This window comes from Mesorhizobium sp. M0923, assembly GCF_040319365.1.
In the GTDB taxonomy this organism is placed as follows: domain Bacteria; phylum Pseudomonadota; class Alphaproteobacteria; order Rhizobiales; family Rhizobiaceae; genus Mesorhizobium.
Genome location: NZ_JAMYNW010000002.1, coordinates 299,482 through 312,966 on the forward strand (window position 1 = coordinate 299,482; position 13,485 = coordinate 312,966).

12 protein-coding genes and 1 pseudogene are annotated in these 13,485 nt (G+C 61.1%); 8 read left to right on the forward strand and 5 right to left on the reverse strand.

What is annotated here, in order from left to right:
• The first annotated feature begins 200 nt into the window (after positions 1–200).
• Positions 201–1,103 (forward strand): AfsR/SARP family transcriptional regulator, encoded by a 903-nt coding sequence (locus NKH89_RS05195; RefSeq protein WP_023716895.1) that lies wholly within the window; start codon positions 201–203, stop codon positions 1,101–1,103.
• A 76-nt stretch (positions 1,104–1,179) separates the two neighbouring features.
• Here NKH89_RS05195 and NKH89_RS05200 read toward each other — a convergent pair whose 3' ends face one another.
• Both NKH89_RS05200 and fabI read right to left on the reverse strand, forming a co-directional pair.
• The gene (locus NKH89_RS05200; protein ID WP_023716894.1) at positions 1,180–1,767 is read right to left on the reverse strand and encodes a histidine phosphatase family protein; all 588 of its coding nucleotides are present in this window, start codon (positions 1,765–1,767) and stop codon (positions 1,180–1,182) included.
• A 31-nt stretch (positions 1,768–1,798) separates the two neighbouring features.
• Complete coding sequence (fabI, locus tag NKH89_RS05205) at positions 1,799–2,617, reverse strand: enoyl-ACP reductase FabI (RefSeq protein ID WP_023716893.1); 819 nt, start codon at positions 2,615–2,617, stop codon at positions 1,799–1,801.
• A 650-nt stretch (positions 2,618–3,267) separates the two neighbouring features.
• On the opposite strand from fabI, the gene NKH89_RS05210 reads away from it, so the two are divergent.
• The 5 genes from NKH89_RS05210 to NKH89_RS05230 all read left to right on the forward strand — a co-directional run bounded on the left by NKH89_RS05210 (position 3,268) and on the right by NKH89_RS05230 (position 10,190).
• Positions 3,268–6,294 carry an ATP-binding protein gene (locus NKH89_RS05210; protein WP_031193359.1) on the forward strand — a complete coding sequence of 1,009 codons (3,027 nt, stop codon included), beginning with the start codon at positions 3,268–3,270 and terminating at the stop codon, positions 6,292–6,294.
• The gene (locus NKH89_RS05215) at positions 6,291–7,523 is read left to right on the forward strand and encodes a YcaO-like family protein (RefSeq protein WP_352908464.1); all 1,233 of its coding nucleotides are present in this window, start codon (positions 6,291–6,293) and stop codon (positions 7,521–7,523) included. The genes NKH89_RS05210 and NKH89_RS05215 overlap by 4 nt, the downstream gene beginning before the upstream one ends.
• A gap of 2 nt (positions 7,524–7,525) precedes the next feature.
• Complete coding sequence (locus NKH89_RS05220) at positions 7,526–8,314, forward strand: TfuA-like protein (RefSeq protein ID WP_023716890.1); 789 nt, start codon at positions 7,526–7,528, stop codon at positions 8,312–8,314.
• Positions 8,315–8,367: 53 nt separating this feature from the next.
• Complete coding sequence (locus tag NKH89_RS05225; protein WP_023716889.1) at positions 8,368–9,564, forward strand: gluzincin family metallopeptidase; 1,197 nt, start codon at positions 8,368–8,370, stop codon at positions 9,562–9,564.
• Positions 9,565–9,674: 110 nt separating this feature from the next.
• Positions 9,675–10,190, forward strand: coding sequence for a hypothetical protein (locus tag NKH89_RS05230; protein ID WP_051409559.1), 516 nt, complete (start codon positions 9,675–9,677; stop codon positions 10,188–10,190).
• Here NKH89_RS05230 and NKH89_RS05235 read toward each other — a convergent pair.
• The 3 genes from NKH89_RS05235 to NKH89_RS05245 all read right to left on the reverse strand — a co-directional run bounded on the left by NKH89_RS05235 (position 10,187) and on the right by NKH89_RS05245 (position 12,613).
• On the reverse strand, positions 10,187–10,516 hold the full coding sequence (locus NKH89_RS05235) for a hypothetical protein (RefSeq protein WP_023716887.1): 330 nt from the start codon (positions 10,514–10,516) through the stop codon (positions 10,187–10,189). The two genes, NKH89_RS05230 and NKH89_RS05235, sit on opposite strands and share 4 nt — an antisense overlap.
• Positions 10,517–11,118: 602 nt before the next feature.
• On the reverse strand, positions 11,119–12,048 hold the full coding sequence (locus tag NKH89_RS05240; RefSeq protein ID WP_352588997.1) for a DnaJ C-terminal domain-containing protein: 930 nt from the start codon (positions 12,046–12,048) through the stop codon (positions 11,119–11,121).
• Between the two features lie 103 nt (positions 12,049–12,151).
• Positions 12,152–12,613, reverse strand: a complete 462-nt coding sequence (locus tag NKH89_RS05245; protein WP_352588994.1) for an RT0821/Lpp0805 family surface protein — start codon at positions 12,611–12,613, stop codon at positions 12,152–12,154.
• Positions 12,614–12,652: 39 nt separating this feature from the next.
• Between NKH89_RS05245 and pdxH the strand changes: the two genes are divergently transcribed.
• Together pdxH and NKH89_RS05255 are read left to right on the forward strand one after the other, a co-directional pair.
• Complete coding sequence (pdxH, locus tag NKH89_RS05250) at positions 12,653–13,270, forward strand: pyridoxamine 5'-phosphate oxidase (RefSeq protein WP_352588991.1); 618 nt, start codon at positions 12,653–12,655, stop codon at positions 13,268–13,270.
• Positions 13,271–13,297: 27 nt separating this feature from the next.
• Positions 13,298–13,471 (forward strand): annotated as a pseudogene (locus tag NKH89_RS05255) (CopG family ribbon-helix-helix protein); the annotation flags it as partial.
• Positions 13,472–13,485 lie beyond the last annotated feature (14 nt).

Sequence of the window (13,485 nt, forward strand, 5' to 3'; positions counted from 1 at the left end):
CGATGTTCTCCCGATCCCTTGGTGAGGAGCGATGCCGTGGATGAACTCGTAAACATCATCGTGTTGTGGCCAACCGTCACTTTTGGCTACCGGAACCGCCGCAACACCCGAGGATCCGGCATGTCTCGCCGACCCAGACGATCGTGCTGCGTCCGGATTGGAACGCTCGCGAATCCGGCACGCCAGTGGGGAGATAGCAGATGAATGCTCAGTTCGAGTTTTGCCGGTCCATGACCCGCAACCACCAGCTGGCTGCGTCCCTGCGGCGTCCGGCAAGCTTGTCTTGGCCGATCAAGGTGTATGTTCTCGGCGGGTTCCGGCTTGAACGTGACGGTTCGGCACTGGACCTTGGCGCCAAGCCACCGACGCGGGCCCTCGACATTCTTCGTGCCTTGGCCATCTCCCAGGGCCAAGTCTGCCCGCTCGAAGGCCTGCAGGACTGGCTCTGGCCCGACCTTGACGGCGACCAGGCGAAGGCTGCCTGCGATCAGGCGCTCCACCGTCTGCGCAAATTGCTCGGCCAGACGGACCTGGTGATTCAGAGGGAGGGCAAGCTGCGCCTCGCCGCAGACAGGGTTTGGGTGGATTTGGCCGATTGGGAGGCGCGCCTCAAACGGGCTCTGGCCTCGAATGCCGTGACTGAACCGGAGCTGGAGCGGCTCTTCCTCCTGTTCCCGGGGCCTCTCTTTCTGCACGAGCGTATTGCCGCCTGGTGCTTGCCGGCCGCTGAACGCGTGCGCCGCGACGTGATCGAACTCGCGATCCGCATCGGCAAGCACTGCGAGGCTCGCAACGATCCTGGGAAAGCCCGGACTATCTATTTGCGGGCGCTCGATTTTTACCCCGACTCTGTGAGAATCTACAAGGCGCTCATTCAGGGCGACATCGCCCAAGACGATGTTGCTGGCGCGATCGAGGATTACTCCTGCTACGAGCGGACACTTCGCGCATCATGCGGTAGCACACCTTCGCCTGAGCTGCGTGCCCTCATCCAGTTGCTCTTCGCGCGCCTTGCGCGTGAGACCGGACCTGTTGGGCAATATGTCAGGGCCGGTCGAGAACGGTTTGTCCCGGTTCTCAGGCCAGCGACGATCCCGGCGTGATCAACTTCGCCTACGCGCCTCTGTCGCCGATTCAGCGCGAGATCGCATTCTGCTTCAATCTCTCGAAAGCTCACGACTAAAGCCACTCCAGGCGCCAGCCGTCCAGCCTGAGCAGGCGGTCCTGCGGCACTTCCATGCTGACCGCATCTTGTTCGGACATCCCCAGCACGAAGCGGAACAGCGCGCGCATGACGCCACCATGGGTCACGCAGACCGTCTGGCGATCGAGCGCGTCGAACCACGGCTTCACCCGTTCGAGCAGCATCTGATAGCTTTCGGCGCCCTCGCCGGGCGGCTGGAAATTCCATTTATCGAGGCGGCGGTGCCTGGTCGAACCGGGATCGTTCGCCTCGAGTTCGGCAAAGGTGAAACCCTGCCAGTCGCCAAAGCTCAATTCTACGAGTAGCGGCTCGGTACGATAGGCGTGCGGATCGAGCTTCATCGCCGCGCGCAGGCGCTCCATCGTCTCGCGCGTGCGCCGCATCGGGCTGGCGACAAAGTCGAAATCTTCGGGCTTGTCGATGAGTTCGGCCAGCCTACGCCCGTTGCGGCTAGCCTGCTCGCGGCCAAGCTCGTTGAGGTCGGTATCGGCCTGCCCCTGCAGCCGGGCCTCGGCGTTCCACGCCGTCTGGCCGTGGCGCACGATATAGACGAGCGGGTACATCAGGTCTTCCGGAAGAGGTCAGGCGGCGGCGTCAGTCCTTGACGGTAGAAATATCCGGCGCGTCGACCGCCTTCATGCCGACGACATGATAGCCGGAATCGACATGATGGATCTCGCCGGTGACACCGCGCGAAAGGTCGGACAGGAAATAGACGCCGGAATCGCCAACCTCCTCCTGCGTCACCGTCTGCTTCAACGGGGAATTGTATTCGTTCCACTTCAGGATGTAGCGGAAATCGCCGATGCCGGATGCGGCAAGCGTCTTGATCGGGCCGGCGGAGATCGCGTTGACACGGATCTTCTTGGCGCCGAGATCGACGGCCAGATAGCGCACGCTGGCTTCGAGTGCCGCCTTGGCGACACCCATGACGTTGTAGTGCGGCATCACCTTTTCCGCGCCGTAATAGGTCAGCGTCAGCAGCGAGCCGCCGTCGGTCATCAGCGCCTCGGCACGTTTGGCGATGGTGGTGAAGGAATAGACCGAAATATCCATGGTGCGCAGGAAATTGTCGCGCGTCGTCTCGACATAGCGGCCGGTCAGCTCGTCCTTGTCGGAAAAGGCGATGGCGTGGACGAGGAAATCGAGCTTGCCCCAATGGCTGTCGATATCGGCGAACACCGCATCAAGGCTGGCCGGGTCGGTCACGTCGCAATGGCCGGCGACATGCGCGCCCAGTTCCGCGGCAAGCGGCTCGACGCGTTTCTTGAACGCCTCGCCCTGATAGGTCAGCGCGATCTCGGCGCCATGGTCGACACAGGCCTTGGCGATGCCGTAAGCGATCGAGCGATTGTTGGCGATGCCAAGGATAAGGCCGCGCTTGCCGGCCATAAGGCCCCGTCCACCCGCCATGTCAGCGCTCTCCGCAAGGTTCTCTACTTTGTGGAGTGCCTATCGCACAGCCACAGTGCCCCTTCAAGCGTTCAAAGCGGACAGTTCGGGGGACAAAGCGGTTGCTCAGCAGTGCCGCGCGTCCTTTGGACGTGCAAAGGACGCTGTAGCGCTTTGACCTTGCGGTCGTGGGCCAGTGAAAAAATACGACACTTGGTGTCCGTGTGGCACGGCGGAAGATGACCCTTTGGCGGAAGTTTCGTTGGCCAGCGGCCGAAGTCACGCTCATGACCCCAAGCCGACTTCATGATTTGAGCTGTGGACGACCGGTTTGCGCCTAATCTAAGACATTCCGGAGACGCGGCCCTATCCCGGAAGCGGACGTTGCCAGTGAGCGCGCTGGAGACGTGATTGCGCCAAACGTGGACCGCACGCGCGCTCCTCCAGCCGACACTCCTGTTAGGCTAGAGGCACCCCATTCCTGTCGTTGCAGCGAACTGAAAGCCCGCGTTGATGATCACGACTGGATTGCGAACGGATAGCAGACGGGTGGGCTAGGAACCCATTATGCCGTTGCCAATGGGACTATTCTAAGCCTTAGTGCTCACGATGGAGCTTCGATAACATCCGAGAAAGCCGCGTGGCTCTCTCAGCGTGTTGCAGGACGTCCGATGACCACCAGGGAACGAGTTCAGACCGGGTCGCTTGCAGGGGAGCGCAGGCATGTGACCGCGCTGTACTATGACATTGTTGGTTCGACCACTCTGCTAAATCAGCTGGACCCCGAAGAATTCGGCGCTATGCAACGTTCGCTCCACAATGGAGCGGCTGCATTGATCAGCGACTACAATGGCTACCTCGAGCGGGTTCATGGCGACGGCGGCTGCGCCTATTTCGGCTTTCCCGAGTCCAGGGAAGATGCCGCCGAATGTGCGGTCGCGTCGGCAATCGAAATTGTCGAGTGGTGCGAGAAACTGGCGAGACAGTCCGAATCCAGCCTCAAGGTAAGGGTCGGCATCACCACAGGTGTGGTCGTCATCGCTGACGCTTCGAAAACGAACCTTCCGGGCGCCACCGAGATTATTGGCGTCGCGCCGGCACTGGCTGCGCGCATCCAGTCCGAAGCAGCGCCGAACAGTGTTGCTGTCGCAGAAGCCACCTATCGGCTTACCATGGGCGCGTTCGAATTCGAGGAGATCGGTCCAAGGCACCTGAAAGGATTTGGCGAACCGGTACTTTTGTGGCGGCCATTAACTCGCCGGCAGCAGTTCGACCGCTTCACAGCGTATCGGCGCGTTTCCGCGCCGCTAATCGGTCGCGAAGACGAGCTTGAATTGTGTGGCCGGCGTTGGGTTAGAGCCGCAAACGGCAATGGCCAGTTCATTCTTCTCCATGGCGACCCCGGGATCGGAAAATCCCGGCTGATCGCCGAGTTCCGCCGTGATCTTGCCGCTAAGGGTGTGCGGACCCTGGTGTTTCAATGTCAGCCGCGCGGCAATTCGGAACCGCTGCACCCGTTTCTAGAACCTCTCAGAAAGGCAATCGCAGACGCGACCGGCAACGCCGACCCGGATCGGGATGCGGTCACGCGCTACCTGCGGTCACATGGCTCGGAACTTGGCGCGTTGAATGCCGAGATCATCACATTCCTTGTCGCGGGCGAGACGGAGGGGGGCGCTGGCCAAGCCTGGCAGGTCGATCTCTCGAACGAGGAGATCAGGGCGCGTGTTGTCGAGGCCATGCTGTCACTTCTGACGTCGCCGTCCGTTCTTGGACCGCTCCTCCTGATAATCGAGGACGTTCACTGGGCAGACACGCTCACCAAAGCACTTGTCGCCAAGCTGAGCCGGTGGATCGAAACACGGCCGATTCTTGCCGCAGTAACGTCGCGCGAGGCTATCGCGCCGGACGGTTTCGGCGATCCAAACGTGCTTGCCGTCGCCTTGTCTGGCCTGACTGCTCAAGCTACCGCGGAGCTGCTCAGCACGATCTGGGAGGATTATTCGCCACCAGATGAACTGGTCGCCTTTATCTACGAGAAGAGCGATGGCGTGCCCCTGTTTGCCGAACAGCTGGCGCTTTGGATCCGTGAACGAGCGAAGGCTGGCTTGCCAGATCGGGCCGGATTGGAGGCGTTGCTTCGTGCGGATAGCATTCTGGATCTCCGGGATCTTCTCGCAGCCCGCCTCGCCAGCTTGGGGCCATTGAGACGTGTCGCCCAAATCGCAAGCGTCCTAGGGCGACAGTTCCGACGGAAACTGCTGGCTTGTGTGCTTGAACTTGGGCCTCTTGCCATACCTCTGGACGAAGCAATCGAAGGTCTTGTCCAAGCCGGGATTGTCCGTCGGAAGTCTGGCGGTATGGAAATTCGCTTCCGCCACGTGCTGATCCAGGAAGCGGCCTACGAAAGCCTCCTGAAATCCGAGCGGCAGGAAATCCACACAAGCGTTGTAAATCTCATTCAATCAGGTGTTGTTCCGCCGCTCTCCGACGAGACGATGGCATGGCATTTCGGGCAGGCCGGACAGCCTGTGCAGGCGGCGCGCCACGCTATTCAGGCGGCAGAGGCTTGCGATGTTCGGTCAGCAATGCAGGAGGCAGAAAACCTGCTGGATTTCGCTGAGAAACAACTCGCTCAGGCCGGCAGGAATGCCGAGTCGAATGAGCAGCTGCTTCGCCTCCTCACAGTTCGCGGGCCGGTCGTTGCAGCGCTTTTCGGTAGAGGCAGCAAGCAAGCGCGTGCGATCTATGAGCGCGGCGTATCGCTGTGCGCCACGGTTAAGGATCGGGATCGTGCAGAATGGTTCCCGCTTTACTGGGGTTGGTGGTTCACTGCGCCCGACTACCAGACACAGCGCGCAAGATCCGACATCCTCGTGCAGGACCTTGAAGGCTCTGCAGATCCTGAGGTCCGGCTTCAGTCGCTGCATTGCGCATGGGCGACCAACATTGATGCCGGGCTGCATTCGCACTGCCTAAAATGCGTCGAGCAGGGTCTCGTTCTTTACGACGAGGATCGCGCATGTTTCAACCGCGGCCGTTACGGAGGTCATGACGCCAAGGTCTGCGGCCTGGGCGAACGTGCGTTCTCCCTGTGGTTCGTAGGCGACGACAATGGGGCTTCCGAAAGTATAATCGCTGCCAAACGATGGGCCGAGCACATCAATCATCCGAACAGCATGTTGCATGCACTGGAGTTCGAGATCGAGCTGAAACGATATCGAAACGACCATCCCGGTGTGATTGCGGTCTCCGAAAGGATCGGAGAACTCGGGCGGGCAACGCCGGGTGTACTCGCCAAGGCGGCGCTGTTCCGTGCCTGGGCGCAGGGTATGAGCGGGGACGCGGCAGCTGGCGTAGTGGCATTCGAAACCGAGCTGACACGCTGGCGCGAGATCGCGACCTACGAGGGTGCCCCCGTTTTTGAGGGCATGCGTTCGGAGTTGTTAGAACGCGCTGGACGCAACGACGAGGCCTTGTCGATACTGGATAGCATCATCGCGGCTTCGACCAGCAGTGGGCAAGTGTTCTGGCTTGCTGAGTTGCTACGGCAGCGCGGTGTGCTCCGTCATACCCTTGGCGAATCGCAGGAGGCGGTGATGGCCGACCTTCGTCGAGCGCTCGAAGTCAGCACCGAACAGCGGGCCGCACCCCTGGCGTCACGCGTGCGGCTGGACCTCGATCGGCTCCGGCTGTGAAGTCCGACACCGGCTTTGCGCAGGCGCTTGCCATTCCTGCGAATGAGATCGGTCTTAGGCTCGACCGCGAACTCTCCGCCCTTGGCGATGCCCAGTGCACAGACTCCGCAGCCACCGAGAAGCTCGCCCGCGGGCTTTTCTCCGTCCGGAGACGTTTTGGCATAACGCGGATCGGATCGTTGACCCGCCTTGATCGCGCCGGCGTGGCGGTTGCTCAAGCCGTGCGGCCATTGTCGCTCTCCAACGCTGTCTCCCAGGGCAAGGGTGAAACCCTCATAGAGGCAGCGGCCGGGGCACTGATGGAAGCGCTCGAAGGATGGGCAGCGGAGCAGGTCTCGCATGAGCGCATCAGGATCGCAAGCGCGCGCGTTCTGGGAGAAGAGATTCGGGCCCTCTATGCCGGCTGCCGAGTCCATGACTTCGACGCCGGCTGGGATCAACTGCAACTCCAGTGGACCGACGGTTATGATATTTTCACCGGCCGGGTGCTGCCAGTTCCTCTCCCCCTGGTCGATACCATCTACACGCTTCCGTCCCCGCATCCCGTGGCGTTTCCCCGATCCACGCGCGGACTCGCCGCCGGGCAAACGCTAGTTTCCGCGATCACCCATGCAGCGCTAGAAATCATCGAGCGCGCGAGCATCGCAGGAGCCAAGCGGTATCCACGTTCCTTTCCGGAAATTCGTATCGACCCCGCCCGTATTGGCGGTCCGCGTTCGTCGCGAATTCTGGCAAGCCTCGCAGCCGCGGATCTCGTTGCCGGAATATGGCTCGTCCCAGGCGATCATGATTTGCCGGTCTTTCGCTGCGCCGTAATGGAATCGGAAGCGCATCAGGAGATTGCGCCGCTGCCGGGCGGGGGGTTTGCGTGCGACTTTACCCATGATGGCGCCTTGGCCAAGGCACTGATGGAGGCGGCACAGGCCCGGGTAACCGCGCTCGCCGGTGCCCGTGAAGATATTACACGTGCCGCTTATCCCGAGTGGTACGACCGAGTGGACCTGGACACGCGTCGACGCTCGTTCCGGGTGCCAGGGAACGCCACCACGCTTCCCGCCGATAGCGTCGGACCGACCTCAGGCGCCAGCAAGCTCGACGCCGTTCTCAAATCGCTAAGGCGCGCCGGAGCGCAGGCGGCCCTTGTCGTGCCGCTCCATAGCAGCACGGATCCCGATATCGAGATTGTCCGTCTCGTCGCCCCTCCGCTCAAAGACCTCATCAGAGGATAGGGATGGCGGACAAGCCGGTCATTTTCCTCGGACCGACACTGCCGCGTGCCCAAGCGGCAGCCATCCTCGACGCCGTTTATCTACCGCCCGCCGAACAGGGTTCGATCGTCCGCGCAATGAGAGCCTATCAACCGAAAGCGATAATCCTCATCGACGGTTCGTTCGGGAAGGTACCGGCAGTTCGTCACAAGGAAATCCTGTGGGCGTTGGGAAACGGAATTCCGGTGTTCGGGGCGGCAAGCATGGGCGCGCTCCGCGCCGCTGAACTGGCGGCGTTCGGCATGCAGGGCCATGGCTTCATCTACCGATGGTACGCGTTGACGCCGCTCGCCGACGACGATGAAGTCGCGGTAGCGATGTGTCCTACTGAACTCGGCGCGGCGGCCCTGAGCGAAGCGCTTATCAACATACGCCTTACGCTAAAGCGGGCATTGCGAGCAGGCATCATCAACGCCGTGGAAAGGCGATCTCTGGAAGTGCTGGCGCGGGACACGCACTTCGTCGATCGCAGCTATCCGAGGCTGCTCGCGGAGGCGCGATCTTCTCTGCCCAGCAAATCCGCAACGGCCCTGGATCGGCTTGCTGACTGGCTCCCCCGATCGGCGATCGACCGCAAACGCGAAGACGCAACCGGCTTGCTGGCGAAACTTGCATGCTGCCCTGAACTTCTGGCGCATGCGCCGATGACCCCGCCTTTCACCCTGACCGAAGCTTGGGCCTATGACCTCGGCGCGGCCGGGCTGTGGGACGACGACATTGGGTCTGTTCTTGCGGAACGGGATGGATTTTGATCTAACAGGAATACTTCAGACTGTCCTTTCAGGAGAGGGGTGGGACTGCCTGCATGGGCGCCAGTGCAAGATGGCAGTCGGGTATTGGATCCGCGGCTTCGCGCCTTGGAACACGCTTTCTTGTTTTTCCCCAACCTCCTTTCATTCAGGGTTACGAACGGCCCGAGATGATTTGGGTCTCCACGCCGCCTGACGCGATCGGCCCCGGGCCAGCCGACCGACGGATGTATGTGATCGACCCGTTGCTTGAAAAGCAGCCATACCAGTTTCCTTACCTGCCTCCTTACGCCGGTGCCCTCAGGCCGCCTGCGGTAGCCGGCCCAGACGGGCACTTCGACAACATTCCGCTGGGCACACCGGAGTTCGAGGCGGCGCATGCCTACGCTTGCGTGCGGCGGGTGCTCGACATCTGCGAGAGCTATGTGGGGCGCGAGATTCCCTGGTTCTTCGAACCGACCTATCCGCGTCTCGAGATTGTGCCGCGGCTGAACTGGGACAACGCCCAGTCGGGTTACGGCTTTCTGGAGATGGGGATCGATGAGGCCCGCGGAACCACGCAGCCCTTCGCGCTCAACTTCGATGCTGTTGCACACGAGATCGGGCATCTGGTGATTTTCGGCGTCATGGGAGTTCCCCGTTTCGATCCGCCGCATGAATACTTCGCCTACCACGAGGCAGTGGCCGATTTCATCGCGCTGATCTCGCTCCTGCACTTCGATACTGCGCTGGATTTGCTTTTGCGGCGCACGCGCGGCAACCTCCTGATCAACAACGAACTGGACCGCTTCGGCGAGCTCTCCGACGAAAAGCAGGTCCGACGGTTCAGCCACTCGCTGCGGATGAGCGACGTCAGCACGGAAGTGCATGACCTTTCCAAGCCCTTCGCGGGCGCACTCTTCGACATCCTTATCGAGATCTACCAGGTGCTGCTGTTCGAACGCGGGCTGTCCGATCTGGATCCGCGTGACTTTCGTGATCTCAGGAGTGAGCTTTCCGAAGAAGAGGTCGAAGACCTGCTTTCGGTTTCACTCGCCGCCAATGACGGCCGCCTCTTCGCATTGAAATCGGCATTGGAAGAAGCCCGCGACCTAGTGGGCGAGATCCTGGTGCGGTCGTGGGAAGAGCTTGATCCGCATGCACTGGACTATCGCGAAGCAGCCGAGGCGATGGTTGTTGCCTGCGAAAGCGGGCGTGCGCGCCGCTTCGCTGACAGCCTTGTCGACAACTTCGCCTGGCGCGAGATTTTTTGAAGGAGAAAGGGATGCCAAAGTCACCAACGCCGACAGGCAACCCACTTAAACCGTCTGGCCCGGGCGGTGGGCCAGGTCGATCGCCAAACAATACTGGAGGGAGAAGCATTATGTCGTCCGATATTCCTGCGCCACCCAGCGCGCAAAACTATTCGCCGGATCAGATTACGCTCTATGGCGTCAGGTTGAATTTCGATAATGTGGGCAAAGTTAGTCACAGAACAGCGACTTTGCCGTTGAATGAAAACTTACTTCGCATGTCCATTGTCAAGAAACGCGATGACCTCGAGCCTATAATTCCAACCAAGGAGGTGATTGCTGTCGTCTATGGATATGCCTTTGAAGGTCAATGCTACCGCAATGACAAACCAAAACTACTCATTTTTCATCCAACGTCACGAGAAACCGCCGCGACAGGATGCGGATTTGATGACCTGGGATACGTCATGTGGGGAGTTACAAAGAAAACCCCGATCATGGAACTTGCCACAAGTACTGACTTCGCCGAAGAAATCATCTTGAATGCAAACCTTCCCGGCAACCGCAGCCCAAACACTTACGGGAACAGCTTCATGCTGGCACATCGCGGCGGCCGGCTAAGCCGCGGAGGGGGGAGCCAAAGTTAGTTCTTGGTATCTTCCTTGGCGGCTTCTTGCTTCGACTTCGAGGGTGGCGGTGGCGGGAAAGCTTTGTCATCAATATTGTATGTGCTGTCAGCCTCGACCTCCATATTCTCTTCGTGTACAAGCCAATCTTTCTCGTTCTTGCTCACATAGACATCGACACTGCCGACGTTATTGCCTTGGGTCGTAACGGCCACCTCACGTTTGGCATCACGGACTTTCAGGAAAAACTCCGTCGGCGGCGGCTCGGGAAATGGTAGTTTGTCTGTTATTCTCAAAAATTTATCACTAACCGTCACGGTGAAATATATCGATTCCACGCCTGCCATTGATCCCTCCTGCAGAAGGCCGTGCTCAAATTCGGTGCGAAGCAGTACAGTGCAACCAGTTCGGCTCGTTGTAAAGGCAGTGACTACGGCCTTACCTTTCGGGCACAGAACCCACACGGACAAACTCGACCCCGGTGATCGCCATCGCAGGTCGCCTCTCCACGATTGCCAGGATGGAGCGGATAGTTGTGCTCGATCAGGGACGCATCGTGGAAGAAGGCGGGCCGGACGAACTGGTGGGACAGGATGGCCCTGTTTGCCCGTCTGTGGAAACACCAAACCGGTGGCTTTATTCCTTACGAGATAAGCTAACCTACCCCTGTTGCAGGAGCCGACAAAGCTCCAGAGATTTGCGACGGAAATTGGGATTCCCGTTCTGCAGTCGCGAGCGCTCCGATCTACGCTCACGGCGCTTCGTGGCTTGAACGTCGCTCTCATCTATGAAGCTCCATAAGCTGCCCTTCCGCTCGCGGCTCCAAACGCGACGTCTGAGCAGTAGTTCGGCGACAACGCTCCTGGCCCAATCAAGACGTTCGGTGTATAGCAGAAGCGTCCGCAAGTCCGCTTTTCCACACGGCATCAAGCGCCGGCCTTTTCGATCGTCAGCCCTTTCGCCGGCGCATCAGCGCCTCGAGCTCGGCGTCGCCGCCTTCCGGCAGCATCAGCCGCACGTGCGCGTAGAGGTCGCCGTGACCGCCGGCCTTTTCCGGCAGGCCCCTGCCCTTCAGCCGCAGAACCTTGTCCGAGCTCGACCAAGGGGGGACGTTGACCGCAATCCTGCCGGTCGGGGTTTCGACCGCCACCTTGGCGCCGTGCACCGCATCGGCCAGTTCCACCGGCAGGTCGACATGCAGGTCGCGGCCCTCGACGCGGTAGCGCGGGTGCCGGCGAAAGCGGATCTTGACCAGTGCATCGCCCGGCTGCCCCGGCCCTTGCTCGCCCTGGCCTTTCAGGCGGATGGTCTGGCCGTCCTCGACATAGGCCGGCAACTTGACCGCCATCTTGCGGCCGTCGGGGAACATCGCCGTCACCTTCTCCGCGGTGGCGGCTTCCTCGATGGTGACGTCCAGCGTCACGTTGAGATCGGCGGCGGTCGGGGCCTGACGGCGGCCGCCCGCGCCGGCGCCGCGCTGCTGGGTGAAAGCATCGCCGAAGATCTGGCTGAAGATGTCGCTGTTGCCGTCGAACGGATCGCCGCCGGGACGGCCCGTGCGGAATTCGAAATGCGCGCCGCCCGGCCCTTGCTGCCGGCGGAAACCGGCGAAAGGATCGGCGCCGCCGGCCGCGCCTTCGAAACCCTGGAAACGCGGTTTGCCGTCGGCGTCGATCTCGCCGCGATCGAAAGCCGCCCGGTTCTTCTCGTCGCCGACAATCTCGTACGCCTGGTTGGCGGCGGCAAAACGGTCCTTCGCCTTGGGATCATCCGGATTCTGGTCTGGATGATACTTCTTGGCGAGCTTCCGGTACGCCGATTTTATATCCTTGGCCGATGCGTTCTTGGCAACGCCCAGCACCTCATAGGGGTCGCGCATGCTTACTGCCCTGGAGAAGGAGTGAGTCCACGATTTGCTACCCCTATATGCGCTCGCATAGGAAGAAATTCCAGTGGCTTGCCACCATATGGCTGGCGGAAAATCAGAGCGCCTTGAAGTCCTGCATTCGCCAGGCGCTGCCGCCGGCCAGGCATACTTCGCCCTTGAACAGCACGACGCCGTCGAAGCTTTCGCGTGACGCGGTGAAGCGACGGCATGTCTCGCCGTTAGCCCTGAATTCCGCCAGTTCGGTGATGGAGCCGCGCGAGCCGGTGTCGGCATTCGCCCAGGGAACGGCCTGCCCGGCCAGTTGCTCGACGTCGGCGGAGGACACGGCGTTGCGGATCGTGGCCTGGTCGGAGGCGCGGTCCTGATCGAGCGACGTGACTGGGGCCGGCGTGCTCGAGGTCAGCACCGAGCGGTCGACCTCCGCCTGCTCGAGGCTGAAGCCGCCGCCGCCACACGCGGCAAGCGGCAGGACGATTATCACGATCATGGCTTTGGCGCTGGCCGAAGCGATAACGTTCCATTGCCCACTGTCAAAAGCTTGCGCGATACGCGACAATCGGCAATCTCCCCAGCCGGCGACAAATTTGGGAAAACTATGAGCGAAACCGGGTTAACAAGCGGTGACTTTACCGAGGCGGCGGAGCCGTTCCGGCTTTTTGCGGCGTGGCTCGACGATGCGACGAAGAGCGAGATCAACGACCCCAACAGCGTGGCTCTGGCGACGGTCGATGCCGAGGGCATGCCGAATGTGCGCATGGTGCTGCTCAAGGGCTTCGATGAGGGCGGCTTCGTCTTCTACACGAACTTCGAGAGCGCCAAGGGCCGTGAGATCCTGGGCAGCATGAAAGCGGCAATGTGCTTCCACTGGAAATCGCTGCGCCGGCAGGTGCGGGCGCGCGGCCCGGTGGAGATCGTCACCGACGCCGACGCCGATGCCTATTACGCGACCCGCCCGCGCGGCAGCCGCATCGGCGCCTGGGCCTCCAAACAGTCGCGGCCGCTGGAGAGCCGCTTCGCGCTGGAAAAGGCGGTCGCCGAATACACGGCGCGCCATGCGATCGGCGAGATCCCGCGGCCAAAACACTGGTCAGGCTTTCGCATCGTGCCGCAGAGCATCGAGTTCTGGCACGACCGCCCGTTCCGGCTGCACGACCGTGTCGTCTTTTCGCGCAACGCCGAGGGCGGCTGGGACAAGGTGAGGCTTTATCCGTAGGGGACGATGCCGCGCTGTTTCAATCGCAGGAGTGACTCCTATGTGGCTGCGCAGGCCATCGAGGATTTTGTAGCCCGTGAGGAATGGCAACTCGCCGAAATAGAGGCAGGATTGGCTGAAGCCTCGCGCGGCGATTTTGCCAGTGCCGGCGAGGTAGAGGCTGTTGTCGGGAAATACGTCAAGTCGACCCGCCAGGCATAAGCCACAGTCAATCC

Excerpts from the sequence above, each read along its gene's own strand:
- NKH89_RS05195 (WP_023716895.1), top strand. The coding sequence starts at position 201 with ATGAATGCTCAGTTCGAGTTTTGCCGGTCCATGACCCGCAACCACCAG.
- NKH89_RS05200 (WP_023716894.1), bottom strand. The coding sequence starts at position 1,767 with ATGTACCCGCTCGTCTATATCGTGCGCCACGGCCAGACGGCGTGGAAC.
- fabI (WP_023716893.1), bottom strand. The coding sequence starts at position 2,617 with ATGGCGGGTGGACGGGGCCTTATGGCCGGCAAGCGCGGCCTTATCCTT.
- NKH89_RS05210 (WP_031193359.1), top strand. The coding sequence starts at position 3,268 with ATGACCACCAGGGAACGAGTTCAGACCGGGTCGCTTGCAGGGGAGCGC.
- NKH89_RS05220 (WP_023716890.1), top strand. The coding sequence starts at position 7,526 with ATGGCGGACAAGCCGGTCATTTTCCTCGGACCGACACTGCCGCGTGCC.
- NKH89_RS05225 (WP_023716889.1), top strand. The coding sequence starts at position 8,368 with ATGGGCGCCAGTGCAAGATGGCAGTCGGGTATTGGATCCGCGGCTTCG.
- NKH89_RS05230 (WP_051409559.1), top strand. The coding sequence starts at position 9,675 with ATGTCGTCCGATATTCCTGCGCCACCCAGCGCGCAAAACTATTCGCCG.
- NKH89_RS05235 (WP_023716887.1), bottom strand. The coding sequence starts at position 10,516 with ATGGCAGGCGTGGAATCGATATATTTCACCGTGACGGTTAGTGATAAA.
- NKH89_RS05240 (WP_352588997.1), bottom strand. The coding sequence starts at position 12,048 with ATGCGCGACCCCTATGAGGTGCTGGGCGTTGCCAAGAACGCATCGGCC.
- pdxH (WP_352588991.1), top strand. The coding sequence starts at position 12,653 with ATGAGCGAAACCGGGTTAACAAGCGGTGACTTTACCGAGGCGGCGGAG.